Origin of the sequence: Sporolactobacillus nakayamae, from assembly GCF_900113325.1 — a bacterium.
Classification (GTDB): Bacteria; Bacillota; Bacilli; order Bacillales; family Sporolactobacillaceae; genus Sporolactobacillus; species Sporolactobacillus nakayamae.
Genome location: NZ_FOOY01000031.1, coordinates 1 through 16,041 on the forward strand (window position 1 = coordinate 1; position 16,041 = coordinate 16,041).

General features: G+C 44.0%; 17 protein-coding genes and 1 riboswitch. Of the genes, 15 read left to right on the forward strand and 2 right to left on the reverse strand.

The window, feature by feature from the left end; all coding sequences use genetic code 11:
- Positions 1-146: 146 nt before the first annotated feature.
- Together BM003_RS15815 and BM003_RS15820 are read right to left on the reverse strand one after the other, a co-directional pair.
- Complete coding sequence (locus tag BM003_RS15815; RefSeq protein ID WP_093674649.1) at positions 147-482, reverse strand: spore coat protein; 336 nt, start codon at positions 480-482, stop codon at positions 147-149.
- A gap of 2 nt (positions 483-484) precedes the next feature.
- Positions 485-760, reverse strand: coding sequence for a hypothetical protein (locus tag BM003_RS15820; RefSeq protein ID WP_093674622.1), 276 nt, complete (start codon positions 758-760; stop codon positions 485-487).
- 173 nt (positions 761-933) lie between these two features.
- On the opposite strand from BM003_RS15820, the gene BM003_RS15825 reads away from it, so the two are divergent.
- The 15 genes from BM003_RS15825 to yunB all read left to right on the forward strand — a co-directional run bounded on the left by BM003_RS15825 (position 934) and on the right by yunB (position 16,030).
- On the forward strand, positions 934-1,281 hold the full coding sequence (locus BM003_RS15825; protein WP_245734327.1) for a Spx/MgsR family RNA polymerase-binding regulatory protein: 348 nt from the start codon (positions 934-936) through the stop codon (positions 1,279-1,281).
- Positions 1,282-1,389: 108 nt separating this feature from the next.
- Positions 1,390-1,770 (forward strand): glycine cleavage system protein GcvH, encoded by a 381-nt coding sequence (gene gcvH / locus BM003_RS15830; RefSeq protein WP_093674624.1) that lies wholly within the window; start codon positions 1,390-1,392, stop codon positions 1,768-1,770.
- Between the two features lie 304 nt (positions 1,771-2,074).
- The gene (gene sigI, locus BM003_RS15835; protein WP_093674625.1) at positions 2,075-2,830 is read left to right on the forward strand and encodes an RNA polymerase sigma-I factor; all 756 of its coding nucleotides are present in this window, start codon (positions 2,075-2,077) and stop codon (positions 2,828-2,830) included.
- 28 nt (positions 2,831-2,858) lie between these two features.
- Positions 2,859-3,806, forward strand: coding sequence for an anti-sigma factor domain-containing protein (locus BM003_RS15840; RefSeq protein WP_425441059.1), 948 nt, complete (start codon positions 2,859-2,861; stop codon positions 3,804-3,806).
- Positions 3,807-4,689: 883 nt separating this feature from the next.
- Positions 4,690-4,803, forward strand: a riboswitch (SAM riboswitch).
- A gap of 159 nt (positions 4,804-4,962) precedes the next feature.
- Positions 4,963-5,955, forward strand: a complete 993-nt coding sequence (locus tag BM003_RS15845; protein ID WP_093674627.1) for a methionine ABC transporter ATP-binding protein — start codon at positions 4,963-4,965, stop codon at positions 5,953-5,955.
- Positions 5,952-6,617 carry a methionine ABC transporter permease gene (locus tag BM003_RS15850; protein ID WP_093674628.1) on the forward strand — a complete coding sequence of 222 codons (666 nt, stop codon included), beginning with the start codon at positions 5,952-5,954 and terminating at the stop codon, positions 6,615-6,617. Before BM003_RS15845 ends, BM003_RS15850 begins: the two co-directional genes overlap by 4 nt.
- 73 nt (positions 6,618-6,690) lie before the next feature.
- Entirely contained in the window at positions 6,691-7,530 is an 840-nt protein-coding gene (locus tag BM003_RS15855) for a MetQ/NlpA family ABC transporter substrate-binding protein (RefSeq protein WP_093674650.1), read from the forward strand.
- A gap of 308 nt (positions 7,531-7,838) precedes the next feature.
- Positions 7,839-8,621 (forward strand): Fe-S cluster assembly ATPase SufC, encoded by a 783-nt coding sequence (sufC, locus tag BM003_RS15860; protein ID WP_093674629.1) that lies wholly within the window; start codon positions 7,839-7,841, stop codon positions 8,619-8,621.
- Positions 8,622-8,648: 27 nt separating this feature from the next.
- The gene (gene sufD / locus BM003_RS15865) at positions 8,649-9,956 is read left to right on the forward strand and encodes a Fe-S cluster assembly protein SufD (protein ID WP_093674630.1); all 1,308 of its coding nucleotides are present in this window, start codon (positions 8,649-8,651) and stop codon (positions 9,954-9,956) included.
- Positions 9,956-11,176, forward strand: a complete 1,221-nt coding sequence (locus BM003_RS15870; protein WP_093674631.1) for a cysteine desulfurase — start codon at positions 9,956-9,958, stop codon at positions 11,174-11,176. The genes sufD and BM003_RS15870 overlap by 1 nt, the downstream gene beginning before the upstream one ends.
- On the forward strand, positions 11,166-11,621 hold the full coding sequence (gene sufU, locus BM003_RS15875) for a Fe-S cluster assembly sulfur transfer protein SufU (protein WP_093674632.1): 456 nt from the start codon (positions 11,166-11,168) through the stop codon (positions 11,619-11,621). Before BM003_RS15870 ends, sufU begins: the two co-directional genes overlap by 11 nt.
- Positions 11,622-11,762: 141 nt before the next feature.
- Complete coding sequence (gene sufB, locus BM003_RS15880) at positions 11,763-13,166, forward strand: Fe-S cluster assembly protein SufB (protein ID WP_093674633.1); 1,404 nt, start codon at positions 11,763-11,765, stop codon at positions 13,164-13,166.
- A gap of 210 nt (positions 13,167-13,376) precedes the next feature.
- Positions 13,377-14,750: a bifunctional metallophosphatase/5'-nucleotidase gene (locus tag BM003_RS15885; RefSeq protein WP_093674634.1), complete on the forward strand. Its 1,374-nt coding sequence runs from the start codon at positions 13,377-13,379 to the stop codon at positions 14,748-14,750.
- A 57-nt stretch (positions 14,751-14,807) separates the two neighbouring features.
- Positions 14,808-15,110: a YunC family protein gene (locus BM003_RS15890; protein WP_093674635.1), complete on the forward strand. Its 303-nt coding sequence runs from the start codon at positions 14,808-14,810 to the stop codon at positions 15,108-15,110.
- A 113-nt stretch (positions 15,111-15,223) separates the two neighbouring features.
- Positions 15,224-16,030 (forward strand): sporulation protein YunB, encoded by an 807-nt coding sequence (gene yunB, locus BM003_RS15895; protein ID WP_093674636.1) that lies wholly within the window; start codon positions 15,224-15,226, stop codon positions 16,028-16,030.
- The last annotated feature ends 11 nt before the right edge of the window (positions 16,031-16,041 follow it).

The following is a 16,041-nucleotide window of genomic DNA, read 5'->3' on the forward strand; positions in this document are numbered from 1 at the left end:
TGGACACCCTTGCCTTTGGCTAACAGTTCCTACTGCCAAGCCTGTAGCGGACTTTCACCGCCTAGCTGTCGTCCATGCCGGGCGCACGTAAAAAAACGTCACCCTGAAAACCAGGATGACGTAAAGAATGGTAAAATTAAATTTTTTTATTTAGGAAATTGCTGTTGGGCATACTGAGTAAATTGCTGCAGCGTTTGCTGAATCTTTTGTGGTTCTTCTGATTCCAGCTTATACCAACCTTTATTGAACATCAGGTTGAATAAATCGCGTTGATGGTCGGCGGTCTGATCGAATACTGTTTTTGTATCCTGATAAAGCGCTTGATGACTTGCTTCTTGAAGCGCATGAACATACGATGTGCAGAGATATTTTTCAGTGAGGAGCACATCATTTAAATAATCACGATCGTTCATTTGCGGTGTCTTAGGAACTTGCGTTTCCGTGTTCTGAATCTGCATCGATTGAACCGGTTGTTTTTCCATCATCACGACATACCTCCTGCCATTGTTGTCGCTTGAACATGTTTGCCCAAGTGATTGAGAATGCTCTGATAATGACGTATGTGGAGCTGACATGTTCGGTTCATCGCCTGAATCACATCTTGATCTTGACACATCGCCGCATAAGCGTGTGCCTTTTTGATAATCTCAAGGTTCCAAGACAGCATGTCTTCAATGTACAGAAAGTCTTTAGTGGATAAAATCGCTGGTGGTTGAGCGAAATTCATTGAAGCCTGACCGCCCTGCTGCTGCATATTCATGTGTTCTTCACACTCCTGTTTTTTTATGGTGGCGGTGCTCCTTTTTATTATGTCCGGACATTCAAAAAAAATTTTGCTCAACCATGGTATGTCCCTTTGTATGCTGCATAGAGATGGGTATAATAAAATGGGATGATTGATGTTGAAACGAAGGGATGAAGAACTTGCTGACGATGTATAGTTATCCGCCATGTGGCACTTGCCGAAAAGCAAAAAAGTGGTTGGACGAACACGCCATACCTTATAAGGAAATTAATATTGCCGAGCATCCGCCTACTCGAGATATGTTGAGACGACTGATTGACCAAAGCGGTGTTCCGATGGACAAATTTTTCAACACGAGCGGTCAACATTATCGTGTAGGTGATTTTAAGAATAAAAAGAAGAATGAGCCGGAAGAGAAATGGCTGGAATGGCTTGCTGCGGATGGTATGCTGATAAAACGGCCAATTGTTTTTGACGAAGAGAAAGCGACGGTCGGTTTTAGTGAAGAGACATTTAAAGAAGAATGGGCAGAGTAATTTTTGAACACATAAAGTTCGACTGTTTTTTCTTCCAATTTTTACGTTATAATAGAAGTATCTTCAAGACGAAAGGCACTAGTCAGTACTGAAAACGGAGGCCAAATAATGAGTGTACCTACAGATTTGCTCTACTCGAAAGATCATGAATGGGTTAAGAAAGAAGCGGACGGCAAGGTTCGCATTGGCATCACAGAATTCGCTCAAAAAGAACTTGGAGACATTGTTTTTGTGGAATTGCCAGATGTCGGAGCGGAATTGAATGCCGGCGATTCGTTTGGCAGTGTTGAGTCTGTTAAAACGGTTTCCGAATTATATGCCCCAATTAGCGGCACTGTTTCCGAAATCAACGAAGATTTGGAAGATTCGCCTGAATTTGTTAATGAGTCCCCTTATGAAAAAGCGTGGATGATTGAACTCGATTCCGTTGACGAAGCTGCGTATGGTGATTTACTTGATGCGGCAGCCTATGAAAAATTAATCGGATAATGACGTCAGACACAAGGAAAATAAGAAATAGATAAGTCGCTCATCAAACATAACAACCCTTGTCATCTTTTTGTTACCAGATTGTCGCTTTATTTAGAGCGGGAAGGCATGGTATAAAAGAGACAAGGCTTTTTTATTGACAAATTTCTCTCAAACTCGGACATTAACAAAAGTTTTTGACAATAGTTATTCATTTCATTTGGACATGTTATGTTAAGAAAAAGGTTAATCACAGATTTTGTTCAAGAAACTATTTTTTCTTGATACAGATTCTGAAAGATCAAAGCGAGAGGTGAGAGTTTTGATGAGCGCAAACCAGCTAACATTAAGCGGAGCGTTTAATATTTCGCTTGAAATGAACATTTTTCAGGTACAGCAGGGCGATGAAACCCTTAGAAACTCAATTATTGAATCCTACCAGCCTTTCATTAAAAAGGTTGTTTCTAAAGTATGCAATCGTTTTATCGATCAGACAATGGATGAATTCAGTGTCGGTTTAGTCGCTTTCAACGAAGCGATTAACCAATACCAAAAGGGACAGGGAAGCAAGTTCCTGACTTTCGCGGACATGGTTATTCGCCGAAGAATCATTGATTTTATTCGTAAAGAATCGCGTCAGATGCGCCACATCTATTTGGATCAGACGAAACCTTCTGATGAGAACACCATGGAAGAAAGTTTCATCGAGCAGCAGGCGGCCATTGATCATTTTGAGGAACAGCGCCGGATTAATGAGCGCATGGAGCAAATAGAGAGCTATCAGTTGCTTCTCTTGGAATACGGCATAACCTTTGATGTTCTCAGCAAGCACTGTCCAAAGCATGCGGACGCGCGTGAAAACGCAAAAGTATCAGCAAAACGTTTAGTTGAACGTAAGGAATTAGTGAGCTATTTAAAGAAAAAAAAGCAGTTGCCGATAAAAGATTTGTTACAATTTGTGTCGTGTAGCCGCAAAACGATCGAAAGGAATCGAAAGTATATAATAGCATTGTCGCTGATCTACATCGGCGGATTCAGTGCACTAAAGTCATATATTGAACCGGAATTAGAAACGGTTTAATGACAGAGAAAGGGAGGGGAGAAAACTGATTAATCAGGGTGTACTCGTGTCCAAAAAGGGGCGGCGCGCGATCATTCTGACCAACGAAGGCGACTTTAAGTCGGTCAGGCTCAGACGTACGGCGAATCTCTCCATTGGACAGACGGTATTTTCAGAACACCTTGCCCACCAATTTTATCTTCTTCCCAGATCGTTTCTGACACCAATCATTGCACTGGGGGTTTCAGTCCTTTGCTTTATTCCGTTATCGAATAGCACATACGCGCCTTCCGGTCCTGTTGCTGCTTACGTTTATATTGATTTAAAAGCAAGTATAGAGGCGAGCGTTGACCGTAATATGCATGTAATTTCTGTTCAACCGCTAAACAATGAGGCTAAACAGATTATCAGTGAGACATCTGTTTTTCAAAATATGACCTTCTCAGACCTCAGCTCTGCATTGCTTTCGAAGCTTGGGGATGAGCGGATTACGGATAAACGGTCACTTTGCCTGATTACGACTGTACTTACTGATCAAATCAGTCGTAAGCAACGAACCGAATTTACCCAGGGGTTGATTACTGCCTTCAACAGTGGAGCAAAACAGCTGCTTCAGGCGAACGGCAGCGGTGTTGAATGGTTGCGTACATCTGTTGAACGAAAGAGGGCTGCTGAAATGCGCGGGTTGTCCGCAGGAAAATATCTGCTCTATTTGCGGGCGAATGCATACGGAAAAACACTCTCTCTTGAAGATGCGAGACGGCTATCCGCGGAGAAAATGCGGGAAGTGTCGGAATCTGTTTCTTTGCCATGGAACGCTTTATTAAAAGAATCAGCAGGTCAAATGAAATCTCAGATTCATAGTGAGCAGGCGTCGTTCAATGGGAGACAGGCTCAACCGCTATTTCGAGATCCATTTCAAAGCGTTGAACCGATACAGAGTAGACAAGACAGCAGTTATCATTATTGGAACAGCCGCGTGGCAGGCTATGCATGAGACCGGATTAGAAGATCCAAGCAGACGGAAATCTGTTTGGATCTTTTTTAGCAAGTAAAGAACGTTTAGAGCGACCGAGCAAGGTCATAAGGTTCGATTGGGCGATCAGGTAAGCTCCCCAATCCGAGAAATAAACGGAAAAATTCCGCTTAATTAGAAAATAAACGAAAAAATCGCTTGAATAGACGGAGAAATTCCGCCTATCGAATCGAAAAGCGTGAAAATGGAGGTTTTTTCCGTGCATAAGCGGAAAAATTACCCTTATTTACCTGTGAACCAAGCGTCAGGATGCATATAACCGGAAAATCTCCGCTTATTTTACTTGTTACTTAATTAAGGAACCCAAATGATTTATTAGAAAACTTGGCTTCGCCAAGCCTCTGGCGAAGGCGAAGACTTAGTTGCGCTTACACTCGTTTCCTTGAATCTTTAATTTTTTTATACTTTTTTATCAGTGTTAGAAAACTTGGCTTCGCCAAGCCTCTGGCGAAGGCGAAGACTTAGTTGCGACGGCCATGGACGGCCTAGTGTCCGGTGAGCCGCAGGACGCGGCGTTTTTTCGGACCGCTTACACTCGTTTCCTTTAAATGTTTTCTTATACGTTCCTACCAGTGTGAAATAGAACTGTTTGTTCAAGACAAGTTTGATGATTCAAAACCGCATTTGGAGCAAAGGAGCTTTCGTATGCAAGGAACTTTCGCTAAGTGTAATGGAAATGGATCTTTCGCTAAGCACGCATATGTCCTGTATGCAACACGAAATCCATCGTATCCTGCGGAAGTAAGGGCCGCGCGCTTTTTGCCCGGTTTTTCTTACACAAAAAAAGGTTTGACATTCTTGTCATAGGATGGTAAATTGTTATCACTCAATCGAATAGAAGAAACTCTTATCCAGAGTGGCGGAGGGACTGGCCCGATGATGCCCGGCAACCTGATTGTAGTCGTTACAATCAAGGTGCTAATTCCTTCAGAAACGTATGTTTTCTGACAGATGAGAGAGGTGAATCCCTCCTCTCTCAAGGTGGGTTTTTTTATTGAGTAAAATTATAAATGGAGGAGGATGAGTGTAAAAAAGTTTAAAGAGGACATTAATACGATTAAAAATATCGGAAAAAACAATTATCGCTTCTCGGATTTTTTTGAAAGTGGTGACAGATTTGATTCAATTAAGCAATATCAAGAAAACGTTCCAAACAGAACATGGTGCAGTCCACGCACTGTCCGATGTTAACCTTGAAATTAAAGAGGGGGAAATATTCGGTATTATCGGCTACAGCGGTGCTGGAAAGAGTACGTTGATACGACTAATCAACCTGCTGGAAAAACCGACATCGGGAACGATCATGATCGAGGGAAGACATCTGACTGACTTTAACGAGCGTCAGCTGCGTGAAGAGCGGAGAACGATCGGTATGATTTTCCAACACTTTAATTTACTGTGGTCGAGAACGGTGGCTCAGAATATTGCGTTTCCCTTAGAATTAACAAAAATGAAGAAGAAACAAAGGGATGAACGTATTTCCGAGCTTATTCAAATGGTTGGGCTTGAAGGAAAGGAATCCGCGTACCCGGCTGAACTAAGCGGGGGTCAAAAACAAAGGGTCGGTATTGCCCGCGCGTTAGCCAATAATCCAAAGGTTCTTCTCTGTGATGAGGCGACCTCGGCACTAGATCCCAAAACGACAGATTCAATTCTCTCACTTCTGTCGAAGATCAACAAGACACTTGGTCTCACCATCATCTTGATCACCCATGAAATGGCTGTGATACGAAAAATTTGTGATCGAGTTGCCGTGCTTGATAAAGGGAGAATTGTTGAGGAAGGAAGCGTCGATGATGTATTCGCGCAGCCGCTGCAAACCATTACTCAAGAATTTGTCGGTATCCATCAGAATCCGGAACGCGCTGATTTTTCTGAGAAAATCATTCTGTCACTCTCTGCTGCGAAGAAACCACTTCTGCAGAAAAAACTATCACAGTTGCTTGGCAATAAGTTTCTTTCAGTTAACGTACTCGGCCGGCAGTCCGAGCAGGAGAGTCAAGCAGAAAAGACGCTCGTTTCGATTCAAGGACCGCCCGAGACGATTCGCTCGGTCGTTAATGATCTTCGCTCGGAGCGCGTAACAATCGAGGTGTTCGAGAGCAAATGAGTGAATGGATACAAAATGTTGACTGGCCAAGTATGTGGCTGTCAACCGGTCAAACCCTTTATATGACGATTATTTCTGGATTTTTTACCTTTTTTCTTGGGATTATCTTGGGATTGTTGCTTTATTTAACAGCGAAAGACGGACTGCTCGAAAACGCTACGGTTTATGGTCTGATCGCGGCTTTCGTCAATGTCTTTCGTTCCATTCCGTTCATTATCCTAATCATCCTACTAATCCCGCTTACGGTGATCATTATCGGGACCATGATCGGAGCGAGTGCGGCATTGCCATCAATTATTATTGGCGCAGCACCGTTTTATGCGAGGCTGGTTGAGATCGGATTAAGAGAAGTGGACAAGGGAGTGATTGAAGCAGCTCAAGCAATGGGCGCAACGAAGTGGCAAATTGTCTGGAAAGTACTTCTTCCTGAAGCAATTCCTGCCCTAACTTCCGGGATGACGGTCACATTGATCGCACTGATCGGCAACACGGCAATGGCCGGTGTCGTCGGCGCGGGCGGACTGGGTACGATTGCGTATAATGAAGGCTTTCAAGCGAATAATAACACGATTACACTCGTTGCAACTGTCATTATTCTAGTGATTGTCTTTATCATTCAGTATGTTGGCGATTATATTACTCGCCGCGTTGACAAGAGATAGACGGTATAAAAGCCGAAACATAATACAAATGATGGCAACAAAAATCAATCAAACAAAACTTGGGGGAGTTAAAATGAAAAAATCAATCATACTTGCGGTAGTTCTTGCTTTCACTCTGATTCTGACCGCATGCGGTCAATCAACAGGGAAGTCAGAGAAAAATCAAACAATTACTGTCGGTGCGTCGGCAGTGCCTCACGCTGAAATACTAAAGAAAGCAGCACCTTTGCTTAAAAAGAAAGGCATTACCTTGAAGGTAAAAGTATTCCAGGACTATGTACTGCCAAACAAAGCACTCGCATCAAAACAATTGGATGCAAATTATTTCCAACATATCCCATTCCTTGATCTCTATAATAAGCAAAACAAGACGGATTTGGTTAATGCCGGCAAAATTCATATCGAACCATTTGGCATTTATTCAAAGAAATTCAAGAGTGTTGATGCGGTAAAAGATGGAGCAACGGTACAAATCAGCAATAACAAGTCGGAACAAGGACGGATTTTGCTACTCCTACAGTCAAAAGGACTATTGAAAATTAAATCCGGTATTGATCCAATTTCTGCTACACTCGCTCAGAAAAACGGAAAATATACGGATTTTGATAATATCAAACATCTAAAATTCTTGCAGCCGATCGATCCGGCCATTCTGCCAAAAGCCTATGTGAACAGCGCGGCAGATTTGTATGCGATTAATACAAACTTTGCCCTTCAAGCGAAGCTTCAGCCAAAGAAAGATGCGTTGATTCTTGAAGGAGCATCCTCTCCGTATGCGAACATTATCGCTGTACGAAAAGGCGATCAAAATAAAAAAGCAATTAAGGAATTAGTGAGCGTGCTCCACTCAAAAGAAATTCAAACATTTATTAACGAAAAGTATAAAGGCGCCGTCCTTCCTGTCTCTGAATGATAAAATTCAGAACTAATGAAAATCGCTCAGCAGAAACTGCTTGAGCGATTTTTATTTTGAAAAGACACAAATGATTCGCTTGGTTGGCCAAACGAACCGAAACGATGCACAATATCCTCGCATTTTTTACCTGATTTTCTATTATGATTCGTATAATTAGCGGTATAATACGGATACATACTTTTATCATAGTAATAAGCGTATCCTTTTGGTTGCTATCTATTTACATCTGATATAAGATGATAATGAGAATAGATTGAGAACGGATTTCAATCCGCAAATAGACTTTTTTTACTGGAGGTTTTGAGATGACTGTACCAGAATTGAAAATAAACGACCTTCACGTTTCGGTTGAAGGCAAGTCCATTGTCAAGGGCTTTGATCTTGATATGAAAGGCGGAGAGATTCATGCCTTAATGGGACCAAACGGAACCGGAAAATCAACGGTCGCATCTGCGCTTATGGGGCATCCTAAATATGAAGTCACTTCAGGACAAGCGTTTCTGGGCAACGAGAATCTGCTTGATATGGCGGTCGATGAACGCGCGCGTGCGGGCATGTTTCTTGCAATGCAGTATCCAAGTGAAGTAAGCGGGGTCAGCAATGCCGACTTTTTGAGAACGGCTATCAATGGCAGACGCGGTGAAGGAAATGAGATCCCATTGATGAAATTCATTAAAACTCTGGATAAGAAGATGCAGATGTTGGAAATGGATCAATCGTTTGCAGAACGCTATGTAAACGAAGGCTTCTCCGGCGGTGAGAAGAAGCGTAACGAAATTCTTCAATTAATGATGCTCGAACCGAAATTCGCAATTCTTGATGAAATTGATTCCGGCTTGGATATCGACGCTCTGAAGTGGGTGGCTAAGGGCGTCAACTCGATGCGTTCGGAAAATTTCGGCTGTTTGATTATTACACACTACCAACGACTCCTGAACTATATTAAACCAGATAAAGTCCACATCATGATGCAGGGGCGTATCGTAAAGACCGGTGGACCGGAACTTGCGCTGCAGCTTGAAAAAGAAGGCTATGACGGAATGAAAGCCGAACTTGGTATCACTGATGATGAAACGGTTGAAGCCTAATAATCGAGATCGTAAGGAGGGGTGACGATGTCCATGCAGCTGAAAAATCTTCCGTTCGACGCGGAAGCCGTAACAAACTATGCTGAAAATAGAAACGAACCGAAATGGTTCTCAACGATACGTTTGAAGGGTTTAACTCTGGCCGAAGAGCTGCCGCTTCCAAAGCCTGAGAAGACCCGAATCGCAGACTGGAATTTCACAGACTTTACCTATCAAACCGAAAGCACTGACTCTTGTCAATTGAGCGAGCTCCCAAGTGCGGTGCGCGGGCTGATGAAAAAGGGTGAGAAAGCAGGTAATGTGCTTATCCACGTAAACAGTTCCGCGGTTTATCACCATCTATCAAAGGAGCTTATCGATCAAGGGGTTATTTATACTGACCTTGCTACTGCGATTCGCGATCATAGCGATTTGCTTGCGAACTATTATTTTAAGACGACGCCAATTGAGAAACACCAATTGACGGCAGTAAATGCCGCTCTTGTAAATGGTGGTTCTTTCCTTTATGTTCCAAAGAATGTTGTGATATCCGATCCGATTCAGGCGGTTTACTATCAAGACGCTCCGTCTGTCGGCCTTGTTGCACACACGATTGTTGTTGCGGAGCAGAGCAGTTCGGTTACTTTTGTGGAGAGCTATTTGTCTGATGTCTCAGCAACTGACGGAGCAGCTAATATCGTCAACGAAGTTGTCGTTGGCGAGAATGCCCAAGTGAAATTTGGTGCTGTTGACGAATTTTCTGATCAGTTTGTTACCTATGTAAGCCGGCAAGCCGAAGTTGCCAAGGACGGGCGTATTCAATGGGCGCTTGGACAGATGAACGATGGGAATACGCTGTCGGAAAATGCGACAAATCTTGAAGGCGACGGAGCTGCCGCAGATATTAAAGCGGTAAGCATCGGAAGCGGGTCGCAGAAACAGAATTTTGACAATTATGTGCGCCATGTGGGCAAGGCGACAAAGAGTCAACTGCTGGTTCGCGCGGCGCAAAAAGACGCGTCGAACTCAATCTTTAACGCGCGTACAAAAATTGAACATGGCGCGTCGGGTGCCGATGGTGAGCAGACGCAGCGTGTTCTGATGCTCAGCGACGAAGCACGCGGCGATGCGAACCCGATTCTGCTAATCGATGAATATGACGTCATCGCGGGACATGCGGCATCTGTGGGCCGTGTCGATCCGGATCAGCTGTATTACTTAATGAGCCGCGGGATCAAACAGGAGACGGCAGAAAAACTGATTGTCGAGGGATTCCTCGCACCAATCGTTGATCTGCTCCCTATTGAAGGCGTCCGCGTGCAGCTGGCAACCTTAATTGAAAGGAAAGTTGGCTAATGAATATTGAATCAATTCGTCGCGACTTTCCAATTTTGAATCAACAGGTCAACGGACACAAATTGGTCTATCTGGATAATTCGGCGACATCACAGAAACCGTCATCTGTTATTCAGACAATGGTTAACTACTATGAACACTATAATTCCAATGTCCATCGCGGTGTGCACACGTTGGGCACGATCGCGACGGATCGCTACGAAGAGGCGCGTGAGAAAATCCGCAGCTTTATCAATGCGAAGAGCGAGAAGGAAATTATTTATACAATGGGTACGACTCAGAGTCTTAATCTCATTGCCTATGGATATGGATTGGCACGTCTCGGTGAGGGAGACGAGATTTTGATCACACCGATGGAGCATCATGCCAACCTGATTCCATGGCAGCAAGTTGCCAAAAAGACCGGAGCTGTTCTTCGTTATTTCCCAATGGAAGAAGACGGCACTTTGGATCTTGATAAGGTGAGGAAAGCCGTTACAGATCGCGTGAAAATTGTATCGGTCACAGAAGTGTCCAATGTACTCGGCACCGTCAATCCGGTGAAAGAGATTGCGGCGATCGCTCACGCGCATGGCGCGATCATGGTTGTGGACGGTGCGCAGAGCACGCCGCATATGACTGTAGACGTTCAAGATATGGATGCCGATTTTTTCGCTTTTTCCGGCCATAAGATGCTTGGTCCAACAGGTATCGGAGTGCTCTATGGCAAACAAGCCCTGCTTGAAGCGATGGAGCCGATTGAAACCGGCGGCGAAATGATTGACGAAGTAGGATTCCAAAGTGCGACTTGGGCGGAACTGCCTTGGAAGCTCGAAGCGGGTACACCGCATATTGCCGGAGCAATAGGTCTTGGCGCGGCTATTGACTATTTACAAAATGTCGGTATGGATACAATTCAGAATTATGAGGAACAGTTAACCGGGCGCGCATATGACTTGCTCTCGGAAATTGACGGAGTCACCTTATATGGTCCGCACAAACGCTCGGGTCTCGTCTCTTTTAATATCGATGGCGTGCATCCGCATGATGTGTCGACCGCTCTGGATTCAGAGGGAATTGCAGTACGAGCGGGTCATCACTGCGCTCAGCCGCTGATGAGTTGCTTAAAATGCGAATCCACTGTTCGCGCAAGTTTCTATTTCTACAATTCTGAGGATGAAATTGAAGCTTTGGCCAAAGGAATTAAAGAAACGAAGGAGTTCTTCGGACATGTTGTTTAATAATCTTGACCAGCTGTACCGTTCGGTCATTATGGATCATTACAAAAAACCGCGAAACCGAGGCGTGCTTGAAGGAGATCACTGCGTGACCGTAAACATGAACAATCCTTCATGCGGTGATAAAATTCAGGTGTCTCTTGAAATAGAAGATAATAAGGTTGTTGACGTGAAATATTCAGGAACCGGATGTGCCATCAGTCAATCCTCTGCTTCAATGATGACTGAGGCAATTAAAGGATTGAAAGTCGATCAAATTCATCAGCTCACTTTTGACTTTTCAGAAATGGTTCAAGGTCATGAGCATAATGACGACTTGGATCTTGGTGACGCTGAAGCCCTTCACGGTGTCTCGCAGTATCCTGCTCGAATCAAATGTGCGACCTTGGCATGGAAAGCTGTTGAAAAAGCGCTTCGTGAGGCTGATCCAGAAAAAAGCCCACAATAATCAACATTTTTGTGAATTGTGGTAAACTTATTTTAAAAAAATGATTACTTCTGACTGATGAATGTAACAGTACACACCTGTGATTAATAGCGAAACGGATAATCTCGACCGAGCATGTTAAGAAAAAGGAGGAATGCCGCAATGGCTACAGAACAGCAGCTGCCTGAAATTGATGAATATAAATATGGGTTCAGCGAAAAAGATGTATCTGTGTTCCGGACAAAACGAGGCTTGACGGAAGATATTGTCCGCGAAATTTCCAAGAAGAAAAATGAACCGGAATGGATGTTGAACTATCGCTTGAAAGGGTTGCATCATTTCTATAAACGACCGATGCCGCAATGGGGTGCCGATCTGAACGGTCTGAATTTTGATGACCTGACTTACTATGTTAAGCCGGTTGAAAATCAAGGCCGTACATGGGATGAAGTGCCAAGTGAAATCAAGGATACGTTTGATAAATTAGGAATTCCGGAGGCAGAGCGCAAATATCTGGCAGGTGTCTCCGCGCAATACGAATCTGAAGTGGTTTACCATAGCATGAAGGAAGAACTTGAAAAAGACGGTGTCATTTTCCTTGATACAGATTCTGCCCTTCAGAAGCATGAAGCCTTGTTTAAACAGTACTTTGGGCGAGTGATATCTTTTGCCGACAATAAATTTTCCGCGCTGAACGCGGCATGCTGGTCCGGCGGATCCTTCGTTTATATTCCGAAGGGTGTTGTTTGCAAAACGCCGCTTCAGGCTTACTTCCGTATTAACTCAGAGAGCATGGGTCAGTTTGAACGTACACTGATTATCGTAGACCAAGGCGCCTCTGTACATTACGTAGAAGGCTGTACCGCCCCTGTCTATTCGAGCAGCTCGCTGCATAGCGGTATTGTTGAAATTTATGTCTGTAAAGACGCCTATTGCCGCTATACCACAATTCAAAACTGGGCGAACAACGTGTATAATCTTGTTACTCAGCGTGCCATCTGCGAAGAACACGCGACCATGGAATGGGTGGATGGCAATATCGGATCTGCGGTGACGATGAAATATCCGTCTGTTGTATTAAAGGGAGAAGGTTCTCGTGGAAGCACGCTGACCATCGCGATTGGCGGCAAAGGACAAAATCAGGACTCCGGTTCAAAGATGATCCATTTGGCTCCGAATACATCGTCAACGATCATCTCGAAGTCAATCGCCAAGAATGGCGGGAATGTGACCTATCGCGGTAAAGTTCATTTTGCACCGAATGCGAAGAATTCCCGTTCCCATATTGAATGTGATACCTTAATTATGGATGATAAATCGACATCGGATACGATTCCTTATAACGAAGTATTGAATAAGGACATTTCAATGGAGCATGAAGCGAAGGTTTCCAAAGTTTCCGAAGAGCAGCTGTTCTATTTGATGAGCCGCGGTTTGACCGAACAAGAAGCGACGGAAATGATTGTTATGGGCTTTATTGAACCATTTACAAAAGAACTTCCAATGGAGTACGCGGTCGAGATGAACCGTCTGATTAAATACAACATGGAAGGATCGATTGGTTAATCCGATCTCAGATCAAAAGAACCACAACAAACCTTTCAATTCGTCTTTTTGGCGGGTTGAAAGGTTTTGTGTTTTTTACGTAAAAAATATCGGGATTAATTCGTCCTGCCTTGACAGGATTGAAGCAAAAGGGAATAAAATAGATATGTTCAGTCTGAACAGTATATGTTTTTATGATTGATCCTTTGTTTACGACTAGGAGGCTTTTGTTTGATACCACTCCATTTTTTACATACAAATGATATCCACAGCCATTTTGACTCATGGGGCTGCCTTGTAAGCTATCTGAACCAGGAACGAAAGCGACTGACTGAACTAGGAGAACCGTTCCTAACCCTTGATCTGGGTGATCATATGGATCGCTTCAACCCGCTTACTGAGGGCTTGCTCGGTACGGGTAATGTGCAATTGCTAAACGACGCGGATTATGATTATGTGACCATTGGCAACAATGAAGGCATTACGTTTACAAAAGAGCAACTCGGCGCGGCATATCTTACACGGCGATTTAAGGTTGTGCTCGCTAACCTGTATGATCAGCAAACTGGATTGCGTCCGGATTGGTGTTCTCCTTATGCGATACAGGAGATGCACGGCGTGAAGGTTGGACTCATTGGGCTTACCGCCTCTTTTCCTCATTTTTACAATCAGTTAGGCTGGGAAATCAAAGATCCTTATACTGAATTAAAAAAAATAATGCAACAGCTCCGTGGACAGGTTGATGTATTGGTTCTCATGTCGCATGTCGGATTGCCGTTTGATGAACGGGTCGCGCGCGAGGTCGCAGGCATTGATGTGATCATCGGCGCACACACGCATCATGTGTTGGAACAGGGAGAACTGGTCTCAGACACTCTGATTGCTCAGGGCGGAAAATATCTCCGCTATGCTGGCCATGTTGTCGTTGAATACGATGAGCAAAGTGGCCGGATCATTCATAAAGGGGCGGATCTCATCACGCTGCGCGAACCGTCCGATCATGTCGCGGATGCAGAAGTGAACCATTTGACTGAACGCGGCATTGCTGCTATGCAAGATGTAGTAGCCGTGCTCGATCACAATTTTCCGGTAGACTGGTTTGCGAACTGTGAGCTTACTCAGCTAATGGCCGATGCACTTCGCCAATGGTGCGACGCGGATATCGGTCTCGTCAACGCGGGCGTTATTTTGGATGATCTGAATAAAGGACCGCTTACCCGATATACCGTGCATCGCACATGCCCTCATCCGATCAATCCGTGCCGTGTTGAGGTGACGGGAAAGGAAATCATTGAAATGATACAGATCGGTTTGAGAAAAGAATTTCAAACCTATGAGCTAAAAGGGTTCGGGTTTCGCGGAAAGCTGCTTGGACGACTCGTTTTCAGCTACCTGACTTATGATACAAGCGCGGAAGAAGTGGTGAATGTTCGAATTGATGGACAGCCGATTGACCCTATTAAACGATATAGCGTGGGTACAATCGACATGTTTACCTTAGGTTCATTTCTTCCTCCGATTGTTAAGGCGCAACACCGTTTTTACTTACCCGAAACCTTACGTGATTTGCTTGCTTGGCGATTAAGCCAATTGAGTGAGTGCTAATGTGAGTCACTTTTCGCCCAACTTCTCCATAAGATAAACGAAGAAGGAGGCTTTAAAATGATTGACGCACAACCTTTTACGATTGACGGTGCTCTCTATCAGGGGATCAGTGTTTCTTTGCCGAAAACAACTCTGCTGGTGATTACGGGGAAAAACGGCTATATCATGTGCGGTGCACTTGATGTTCAGCTGCTTAATGACAAATTGGCGGATCGGAACGTGCTTGCCGGGAAAGCGGTTGGTGTTCGAACCTTAGATGATTTGCTTCACGCGCCATTGGCAGAAGTTACCGTTGGAGCTGAAAAACTCGGTATCCATGTGGGTACGACCGGCGTGGACGCGTTAAAGATGATGGCATGATTCCTTTGAACAGACCATCTGGACGATAAACGTTCTGGAGGTAATGCCTTTCCAAAGAAAGAATGACTTAACCCTCCTTCACAGTCATATAAATGATGTGGAGGAGGGTTGTCATGTTTAAGCCGAGCAGACGCTACAGACGAAAGAACATGTCGATCAAACACACTCTATTTGTGTCGCTTATTATTTTTATTCTCTGCACTTCGCTTGCAGTTTGGACCGTTAATGAGAAAATGAAACCTGCAGTGATGAGCATTGCGCTGACTCAGACCGAACAAATTGCGAATTACGCGCTTAATTATGGGATTGGAGAAAATGCGTTAAGCAATGTGAACGAGAAAAATGATCCTAATGAGATACCGAGAATAGATTCATCAAAATTATTTGTCACGCATTACACGGATGAGAAAAAAATTAGTAGTTTTGAAGTGAATACGACGGAAGTGAATCGCCTCAAAGGGATCATCTCGAATCGGATTTTATGGTTCTTGAGAGCCGCTGAAAAAGGACGGATATCTCTGACGAACGGTCACGACGATGATCTGGTCTATAGCAAACATCATGAAGGTGATGCTCTGATCGCGGACATTCCTATGGGACAAATTTTAAATAACGCATTGCTCAGTAACTACGGTCCGCGTGTGCCTGTTGAAATGGACGTCGTGAGCAACGTGGAAAGCGACGTTAGAGTAAGCTCCAAAAATGTGGGCATTAATAATCCGCTTTTTTTAGTCTATATTGATGTCAAAGTAAAGGTTGACGTGATTGTCCCGTTTGATATTAAGACAAAAACGATCGTTCAGCATATAACGCTTGGTGGCAAAGGAATCTCTCCGGGTGTTCCCTATTATTACAGTTCAAATGGTTCGGGCATCTCTACAGCTGTTCCGATTAAAACGCCAAAAGAGAGCGACCGATGAATCTGTCTTGT

Excerpts from the sequence above, each read along its gene's own strand:
- BM003_RS15870 (WP_093674631.1), top strand. The coding sequence starts at position 9,956 with ATGAATATTGAATCAATTCGTCGCGACTTTCCAATTTTGAATCAACAG.
- BM003_RS15820 (WP_093674622.1), bottom strand. The coding sequence starts at position 760 with ATGAATATGCAGCAGCAGGGCGGTCAGGCTTCAATGAATTTCGCTCAA.
- gcvH (WP_093674624.1), top strand. The coding sequence starts at position 1,390 with ATGAGTGTACCTACAGATTTGCTCTACTCGAAAGATCATGAATGGGTT.
- BM003_RS15890 (WP_093674635.1), top strand. The coding sequence starts at position 14,808 with ATGATTGACGCACAACCTTTTACGATTGACGGTGCTCTCTATCAGGGG.
- sufU (WP_093674632.1), top strand. The coding sequence starts at position 11,166 with ATGTTGTTTAATAATCTTGACCAGCTGTACCGTTCGGTCATTATGGAT.
- BM003_RS15855 (WP_093674650.1), top strand. The coding sequence starts at position 6,691 with ATGAAAAAATCAATCATACTTGCGGTAGTTCTTGCTTTCACTCTGATT.
- yunB (WP_093674636.1), top strand. The coding sequence starts at position 15,224 with ATGTTTAAGCCGAGCAGACGCTACAGACGAAAGAACATGTCGATCAAA.
- BM003_RS15850 (WP_093674628.1), top strand. The coding sequence starts at position 5,952 with ATGAGTGAATGGATACAAAATGTTGACTGGCCAAGTATGTGGCTGTCA.
- sufB (WP_093674633.1), top strand. The coding sequence starts at position 11,763 with ATGGCTACAGAACAGCAGCTGCCTGAAATTGATGAATATAAATATGGG.
- sufD (WP_093674630.1), top strand. The coding sequence starts at position 8,649 with ATGTCCATGCAGCTGAAAAATCTTCCGTTCGACGCGGAAGCCGTAACA.
- sufC (WP_093674629.1), top strand. The coding sequence starts at position 7,839 with ATGACTGTACCAGAATTGAAAATAAACGACCTTCACGTTTCGGTTGAA.
- sigI (WP_093674625.1), top strand. The coding sequence starts at position 2,075 with ATGAGCGCAAACCAGCTAACATTAAGCGGAGCGTTTAATATTTCGCTT.
- BM003_RS15815 (WP_093674649.1), bottom strand. The coding sequence starts at position 482 with ATGGAAAAACAACCGGTTCAATCGATGCAGATTCAGAACACGGAAACG.
- BM003_RS15825 (WP_245734327.1), top strand. The coding sequence starts at position 934 with ATGTATAGTTATCCGCCATGTGGCACTTGCCGAAAAGCAAAAAAGTGG.